The organism is Vibrio pacinii DSM 19139, from assembly GCF_000711795.1.
GTDB classification, from domain to species: Bacteria; Pseudomonadota; Gammaproteobacteria; order Enterobacterales; family Vibrionaceae; genus Vibrio; species Vibrio pacinii.
In genome coordinates this window covers 5094-13164 of sequence record NZ_KL543980.1, presented here as the reverse complement: position 1 = coordinate 13164, position 8071 = coordinate 5094, and the positions used below count along the sequence as shown (strand labels likewise).

The following is an 8071-nucleotide window of genomic DNA, read 5'->3' as shown; positions in this document are numbered from 1 at the left end:
TTACAAAAAAAGCACCAATCATCCACCTCTGGTGGTCTGATTGCCCGTCTTGCTGTTGATGACCGATACAAAGGGAAAGGCTTTGGTGAGTGGCTGCTTATCGACGCACTCAGAAAGCTATTAGCCGCTAGTGATAGCGTTGCATTTCCAGTTGTTATCGTTGATGCCAAAGACGGAGCAAAACATTTCTATGAACGCTATGGTTTTCAAGCATTTCAAGACGCTGAAAACAAACTCTTCATCACCATTGCAGATGTGAGAGCAAGCTTAGGCTAGTTAACCGCTAGCCTTTAGCAAACTAACGCCCAATTAAGTAGCCCGAAACGCACTGACTGACTTTCCGCATAACACCGTAAACACGAAATTCAACGCAAACCAAAAGTGCTAAGCGTTGAGGGTCTGCTTGAATTGTTTGTTATGTTTTACCACAAATGACTGATTTATTTGGCAAAGAACTGCTTTGTTGACCGCATTTCAAGAAGTCAGTCACACGCTCAAACTGACGTGGCCGCCAGATGCACGAAACACAAAGCGCGTAAGTCCACTTCCCTGCCCAATGAGGCAACCCGATAAACGTTCAACAAGCGCCCTCTCTTTCCAACCACAGCGCAGAACAATGGCAAATTGCCGAGGCAACTGCCAAGCCAACATGCTACTTGGCAAATACGTTGAAAGCGTCTTAGAGCCAGTGATATTTAAATCCAACCTCCACGATCTGAAAATGAAGCAACCCACGAATATTGGCATGTTTTACGGGCTGAGTGATTCATGAACTTAGACCGATAATGCTGATTTGCTGAAGTACTCGAACGAACTGTCTAAGGGACAAAGAAAGTAGATCGAAGAAACTTTAAGCCACTGAAATACAAGTAAACATAACGCCCAATTAAGTAGCCCGAAACGCACTGGCTCACTTTCCGCATGACACCGTAAACACGAAATTCAACGCAAACCAAAAATGCTAAGCGTTGAGGGTCTGCTTGAATTGTTTGTTATGCCGCTACATTTCGCCTGATTTTATTTTTGACTGAGCTTCCATTATCGTCTGTTTCCCAAACAATAAATCCATCATTGCTATGATCCGTTTATTGTCGTTTCCCCACTTATTTGTATTCGCACTATTCGGTGCCTTGAACTCTACTTCGCCCACTTTTTTACTATTTTTATAAGCTTTAACTTGGGCATCTGCGATGAACGTTCTAAAATCCCAGCTCCAACGCGATACATAAGTCAATGTCAGTTCCGAGCCCTTAGGTGATGTTCCGTCACTTACAACCGTACATTTATGAGCAGTTTCCAAACACCATTCTTGCATTGAATCTAAGAAAATTTCTCTTGTTGCATCATCTTTCACAATGGTAACTTCTTCACTCTGATGCTCTTCTGGTATTGCTTCTACTGTATATTTTGGTGAAGCACATGCTGCCAATAGAACAGGTAGACTCAGGATGATTAGCTTTTTATACATTTTATATCTCTTCTAATGAATTATAATTTTACTGGAATTTGAGTGGCGGCATAACGCCGCGTTAAGTGGTGAGCAACGCAGACCACCACACCTAAACCATTGTGCCGTAAACACTAAAGCAGAATCAAACCGAAAATGCCGAGCGTTGGGAATCCGTCTTAAACGCTTTGTTATGTACGTTTCACCGCAACCACGGAATATGTATGCCAATGCTTCATTTTACCCAATGAAGTTTTCGCTTTTTCATCACGTTCAAAGAACCTGACTATTTCAAAACCTGAGAACAAAGCCTTTACTTCTGATTCCGATAACGGTGTGGTTGGACTACGATAGTTGTGAGCCCAACTGTCTTTGAAGCCCATGAAGTCACCAGCAAACACCCCACCGGTTTCAATTGAAGATTTAATGTTGCTCCAAGTCGACTCAAATTGGTTTGGGTCAGCGAAGAACAAGCTGGAATTTGCGATAACCACACCAGATTTTGGATAGTCGAATAGCTCAAACGAAGACTCTGCAATATCCACTAATGACTTCGCCCCAAATCTATCTCTACAAATAGCGACCGAATCAGGATTAATATCAAAGCCATGAACTTGAAAACCCTGTTGTGCTAGGTATTCGATATCACTGCCGGTTCCACAACCACAATCAGTGGCTATTTTGAGGTTTGATTCATTGAGTCGAGCAGCAAACTCAGTACGTTTTGAGTGTGGGCGAGACAATGCCTTTTCGTAGTACTGACGCCAAATTTCAGTATTTTCATCCATAAGTTTCTGATTTTCCGTAAAAGTACATAACGCCGCATTAAGGTGTGAGCAACGCTTGGCTATACTTGAGCGAAGCGAAAATGCCAAGCGTTGCGAATCACTCTTAAATGCCTTGTTATGTTCACTTACCCTAAACCACCGAGAAACTTAGGTAACATTGCTAGATCTCGGATTTGATCGACTTCAGATTTGGTCAAGTTACGACAGACATATGGAAATGCCTTTAACAAGATTTCTTTCTCTTGGTCAAATGCTTCGGCACTGTACTCAATAGTAGGGTCGTTCAATTCGTTGCAAAACCCCATTACAGCTCTCAAGTAAAGAGTTGGCGTGAAATAATCTTTTAGATCTGCCCATGCATCTACATAACCATCAGTGAAGTATCGAGCAGAATGAGAGAGCTTATAGTCGCAATCGCCACCACAACAAACGTACTGATTTCTGATTTTCTTGATTGCTACGTCATTAACAGTTTCATATTTACTCCAAGAAACTACCCTACCAATACTTTCATAGCCAAGTTCTTCTCCGCAACTATGACATTTAAAAGGTTCAAAGTCTGAGAAGATTTGAGCTGGTTTCGGATTCTCATCAGCCCAAGACTTATATGAAACTGGGAAGTATCGTTTTGCTAATTCGAGGCAACTACTGTTTTTGAGTAGTGTTTGCTCAATCTTTGACGAGTCGAAAAACTGATGCTCAATTTCAGTAATACTTTCAACTTTAGCTACTAAACCAGATGAGGGTAATGTTGAATAAAAACCGATGAACCCGTCGCAACCATGAGCACGTAGCGAGTCTAGTATTTCTGGCTCGTCAGTTTTAGACACAGATGAACCTGAATGAGCTTTATGCTTACAACTAACTAGCCAACGCACTTCGGTATCATTTGCTATACCTTTTCGGGTTTCAATCAGAAGTAGATCTTTGCCACCATCTGCACCTCTTCCGGGAGCTGATTCAATTTTATAGCCTAAGTTGTGGAAGAAATCCCGTGCAAAAAGCTCGAATTTGTCTTGTTCACCGCCACCCTTATGTGGCATGGGAATCTCTTTAAAATCTAATATTGCCATCCGTATTTCCTGCTTGTGAACATAACGCTGCGTTAAGTAGTGAGCAACATTGCCACCTAGCCTAAACCATTGTGCCGTAAACACTAAATTCGAAGCAAACCGAAAATGCCTAACGTTGCGAATCTGCCTTAAACGCCTTGTTAGTTGCCATTCTACACCTTTGATTTCCTGTCCATTTCCACTTTGCCAACACCGTTTTTGAGTGCTTTGAAAAACTCATATCAGGCGCAATTTCAAAGCGAGTGTCACTGAAACCACTTGGAACTTACAACGTCGCAGAAAACTGCCTAAAAGCACCAAAAAAAACTTTTGGAAAGGCAATATCACAAAGCTCACTTTCAACGAGTACATTCGCGTCTGAAACGGCAAAACAAAACCACAGCATTAACAACCAAACGAAACTTCAGCAAACCACACCCAGACGCAAAACCGAGTAAAAATGCAAACTTATTAGCCTTAAATATTCTGATTTAGCTGCATTTTTTCCGCTGGCAACTAACGCCCTGTTAAGGTGTGAGCAACGCAATACCGATGCTTCCGTATACCACCTTAACCACTAAACACAACGCATAGTAAAAATGCCACGCGTTGCGAATCACTCTTAAACAGTTTGTTATGTGGTTTTCCCACGAAGTCCTATTAAGTTTCCAAATGGGTCCTCAACCTGACACATTGAGAGCCCATCTTCAATTTCCATTGGTCCACGATAAAGACACGCACCTAGTTCTTCAAAATGAGCCAGAGCAACACATAAATTATCTACTGACCAGTAAACAACTGTACCACTTTTACCAACACCAACCTTTTTGTCTGCTTGGACTATTTCTAGTGAGAAACCATTTAGATCAAGTGCCGTGAAATCAAATTCAGGATGGTAAACCGGAACGGCTTCTGGAAAAGCTTTCTTGTACCATTCAAGCCCTTTCGCTACATCTGGGACATGAACAAGAACCGCTGATGGATTCATAATTTCTCTCCAACCACATAACGCTGCGTTAAGGTGTGACAAGCGTTTGCCACACTTGAGCGAAGCGAAACCGGCAAGCGTTTGGAATCACTCTTAAACGCTTTGTTATGTGAATTTTTCACTTTAAATCAATAACACTAAGGTTATGGCTGAATTAGTTTCCCAAGCTTAAAGATGCCATCCGAAATAGTTTTTCGTAACAGCACTATAGAGCTAGTTTTTGGGTTGCTTTCACTAATATTTGCTGATGATTCGTTACTCTCAGCAGTAAAGTTAAATAATAAAGGCTCTTGATGCCATAGAGCTGGAAACCCCATAGATTCTCTAAACAGTTTTGCTGTTGGGTATTTTTCAAACAGGTGAGCTAATGCGGGCCCCAGTTTCTCTTCGTGACCTAAGCCTGTATAAATTTTTTGTATTGCACAAATATTTGTGTAAATCCTGTTCACTTGATCTGTTTGCCGAGTTCCAGGCTGAGGATTTGTACGAACCAATGAAATATGGCGATTTAGAACCCGCTTGATTCCCGTGGGTGCTGTGAGATTTCGATTGAATAGACGATTATGGTGACCACAAGCATTCCTTACATGACGAATACAACCCATCCAGTTTGTCAATGATTGGTACTTATTTACACCTAGCTTATTGTTCGCAAAACGATTGAGCTTAAGGTTTTGCACTGAATCAGTAGTAAAGCTATCCATTAGGCTCAAAATATTACCGAATGTCATAAGTTCAAGAGCTACCCAAGCAGGTGGTAACTCTCGATAGAATCGACAATAATCGTTGTAGTACTTAGCACGATAGTGAAGGGCATATTCCTCTTTTGAACTAATGAACATAGAGCGTAACGTTGTTACAGTCTTAATCTGGTCACCATTACCATTGAACAATGAGGAATCCAGGTACCAAAATGGATTACCAGTTTTTCCCGTAACCCACTGATCTAGAGCAGATCGGACGCCAATTTCGACTTTTTCAATGATACGGAACAAATATGCTCTCAGCTCACTATCAAAGTGGTATAATTCATAGCCCTGTTCAAAAGTAGAACCAGTATTATATGTCTTAGTGTCTAAGTCTTTGAAAGGGAATAAATAGGCTTTAAAACGGTAATAACTACAACGTTCAAGCTCATTTTTAGCTTTTTCTACATCATGGATAGTTAAGCCTTGCCCTTGAAGCTTGGCGCATAGATCGGAGCTACTTAAGTAGCTTTTGTTGTATAGAATCAAGTTTGGCACTGTAATAGTCCGAAATTTAGCTCTTAGCCTCATGAGCTGAAGCTATACTACAGATAAAAAAAAGGCTTCCACTCTTACGAACATAGTTCAGGAGGAAGCCGTTGTTAAGATCAATATAATACTAAGTCCTAAACCTTGCAAGCACATTTTGACGATTTCTGCTTAATTCACATAACGCCCTGTTAAGGGGTGAGCAACGCAATACAAAAGCCGCTGCAGACCACCTTAAACACTAAAACCAACGCATAGTAAAAATGCCACGCGTTGCGAATCCCTCTTAAACAGTTTGTTATAACAAAGATTTTTGTACGATAGACAGTGCGTCTTCGTAACCAGAGTTCTCTTCAATAAACTTTCTTACAAGGGAACGATTACTAGGGGTCAGTGTTGCCCAACCTCTGTTCCATGCCTTATAAGCATGCCAAGAGTATCCGATATACAATTCTCTACGCATTGTCTCCATAGAACGTTTAACCGCTTTTAAATACTCGGTTTCCAATGCTGTATCTTTGATATCCAATATACTGCCGATATATATCAACCAATTAGCCAATTGGACATACTGATCCCAAGCATTATTCTCATGGGTCAGTTCTGTTTTCGTTGCGATAATTTTACTAATAGCTTCAACTACATTTTGGTCGTTAATACTTAGGCCTGCAGCTCCTAATGAAGCAATAATTTCGTAAAACGAGTTGTAAAGGCCCAAGAACTCTTTTTTATAGCTATGATTCTCAAAGAGTACTTTTTTGATGTTGCTAACTGAGGATTCCACACATTTCTCAGCTTCCGGTATTTGTTGATTTAATTCTGCAAAAAATTCAACGACATCCTTGTTATCTAGAACACGAATGCCATAACAATGAGAATAATAGTCTTTAACTTGTTGCGCCACCGATGAACGTGAAATCAAAAAGATATTCGAACTCACAACGTGGTTTTTTGAAAACCCTTTATAGTCGCTAATGATAGCTTTCAAGTTTGTATCACCCAAAGAATAACCAAGTATTACTACTGTATTTTCATGTAACACAGTACTTAGCTTCCGCGAGAAATAAGATTCACCGTTGAGGAACTTAAAGTAATCGTCAGATGTTATGACCATATTACTTGGGGCGTCCACTGAACCATGCACATGATAAATTTTAGCCCTAGATATTGATCTTGGTATGGGTAGACCTGGTGCAATTGAGTGACAATCACTTTCGTTTGCGATTTTTTCTAGGAGTTTGTCATAATTTGTAGTTACTGCTCTAAAAGAGCGCTTAGTCATAAACTCAGTTATAGGCTCTATTTCTCCAGAAAGTTCTACGCTTTCAATTAGTCTAGCTGTTTCCGTATGAATATTGAGTCCAATACTGGACAATTCGATTGCTATAACTTGCGCACTTTCTTCCAGAGTCAAAGGGTTTTTCCCATCCTCAGGGAACAGAGCAGCCTTAGTTTCTTTTGCATTTGGCAACAAACCAATCAAATCTTCGAGAAGACCTTGCCAACTCGGTGCTTTTTTATCTGTAACCGCTTTGGAAAAGCCAGTTCCGGTAAAAAAACAAATTCTATTTGAAGCAGCTGCATAAGCAATTTCAAACATCTCACTCAAAATACATTACCTCTTTGTTATAACGCTGCGTTAAGGTGTGACAAGCGTTTGCCACACTTGAGCGAAGCGAAACTGGCAAGCGTTTGGAATCACTCTTAAACGCTTTGTTATAACCGTTTTTCCATGCGTAAAAGACCCCAAACCTCACCGTCGAAAGAACGAGAGCCATTTTCATGCGATTTCACGGTAAAACCAAGAGACTCATAGCAACTTCTCGCAACTATGTTTCGTTCAAATACGGCTAGTGATAGCAAGCTAGCGCTGTATTTTTCTTTTGCTAGCTCGACTAACTGACCAAGCATGAGCTTTGAAATGCCCTTTCCACGAAAGCTGTCCGAAACAAATACGCGGCAAATTCTAAAATGTGACGCTGAAACTTTGAATAGTTCAACATAGCCAGCACTCTGACCTGCAACAACGAAGATAAAGGGAAACACTTGTGCTTGAGAACAATGTTTAGAAATTTGCACTGAATCCAATGGAAACTCAAAGTTTGGACCACCCCATTGATAATTCAATTTATCCGAGTCGATCCACCCGATAAGCAGGTCATGGTCTTCTTTTTGAAATGCTCTAAGTTCCATTTTTCCCTCTAAGGTTATAACGCCCAATTAAGTAGTGAGTAACGCACTGACCAAGCCGCTGCAAACCACTTAAAACACAAAAGCCAACGCATAGTAAATTCGCCAAGCGTTACGAATCTGCTTGAATTGTTTGTTATGTTTTACCACAAATGACTGATTTATTTGTCCAAGAACTGCTTTATTGACCGCATTTCAAGAAGTGAATCACACACTCAAACTCACTTGGCCGCCAGATGCGCTAGACACAAAGCGCGTAAGTCCACTTCCCTGCCCAATGAGGCAACCCGATAAACGCTCAACAAGCGCCCTCTCTTTCCAACCACAGCGCAGAACAATGGCAAATTGCCGAGGCAACTGCTAAGTCGACA

Annotated in this window: 8 protein-coding genes; 1 reads left to right on the top strand and 7 read right to left on the bottom strand. The window is 40.9% G+C overall.

Going from position 1 to position 8071, the window contains the following annotated elements:
- A partial coding sequence (locus tag BS19_RS19540) for a GNAT family N-acetyltransferase (protein WP_038177625.1) occupies positions 1–276 on the top strand: 276 nt, incomplete at its 5' end.
- A 724-nt stretch (positions 277–1000) separates the two neighbouring features.
- Here BS19_RS19540 and BS19_RS19535 read toward each other — a convergent pair.
- The 7 genes from BS19_RS19535 to BS19_RS19505 all read right to left on the bottom strand — a co-directional run bounded on the left by BS19_RS19535 (position 1001) and on the right by BS19_RS19505 (position 7703).
- On the bottom strand, positions 1001–1468 hold the full coding sequence (locus BS19_RS19535; protein WP_038177624.1) for an Sbal_3080 family lipoprotein: 468 nt from the start codon (positions 1466–1468) through the stop codon (positions 1001–1003).
- A 170-nt stretch (positions 1469–1638) separates the two neighbouring features.
- Positions 1639–2235, bottom strand: a complete 597-nt coding sequence (locus BS19_RS19530) for a class I SAM-dependent methyltransferase (RefSeq protein ID WP_038177623.1) — start codon at positions 2233–2235, stop codon at positions 1639–1641.
- A 125-nt stretch (positions 2236–2360) separates the two neighbouring features.
- A complete protein-coding gene (locus tag BS19_RS19525) occupies positions 2361–3308 on the bottom strand; it encodes a restriction endonuclease (protein ID WP_038177622.1) in 948 nt (315 codons plus the stop codon).
- 613 nt (positions 3309–3921) lie between these two features.
- On the bottom strand, positions 3922–4275 hold the full coding sequence (locus BS19_RS19520) for a VOC family protein (RefSeq protein WP_038177621.1): 354 nt from the start codon (positions 4273–4275) through the stop codon (positions 3922–3924).
- Between the two features lie 143 nt (positions 4276–4418).
- Entirely contained in the window at positions 4419–5519 is a 1101-nt protein-coding gene (locus BS19_RS20100; protein ID WP_211253023.1) for an Abi family protein, read from the bottom strand.
- A gap of 289 nt (positions 5520–5808) precedes the next feature.
- Complete coding sequence (locus BS19_RS19510) at positions 5809–7110, bottom strand: SIR2 family protein (protein ID WP_245609317.1); 1302 nt, start codon at positions 7108–7110, stop codon at positions 5809–5811.
- A gap of 116 nt (positions 7111–7226) precedes the next feature.
- The gene (locus tag BS19_RS19505; RefSeq protein ID WP_038177618.1) at positions 7227–7703 is read right to left on the bottom strand and encodes a GNAT family N-acetyltransferase; all 477 of its coding nucleotides are present in this window, start codon (positions 7701–7703) and stop codon (positions 7227–7229) included.
- Positions 7704–8071 lie beyond the last annotated feature (368 nt).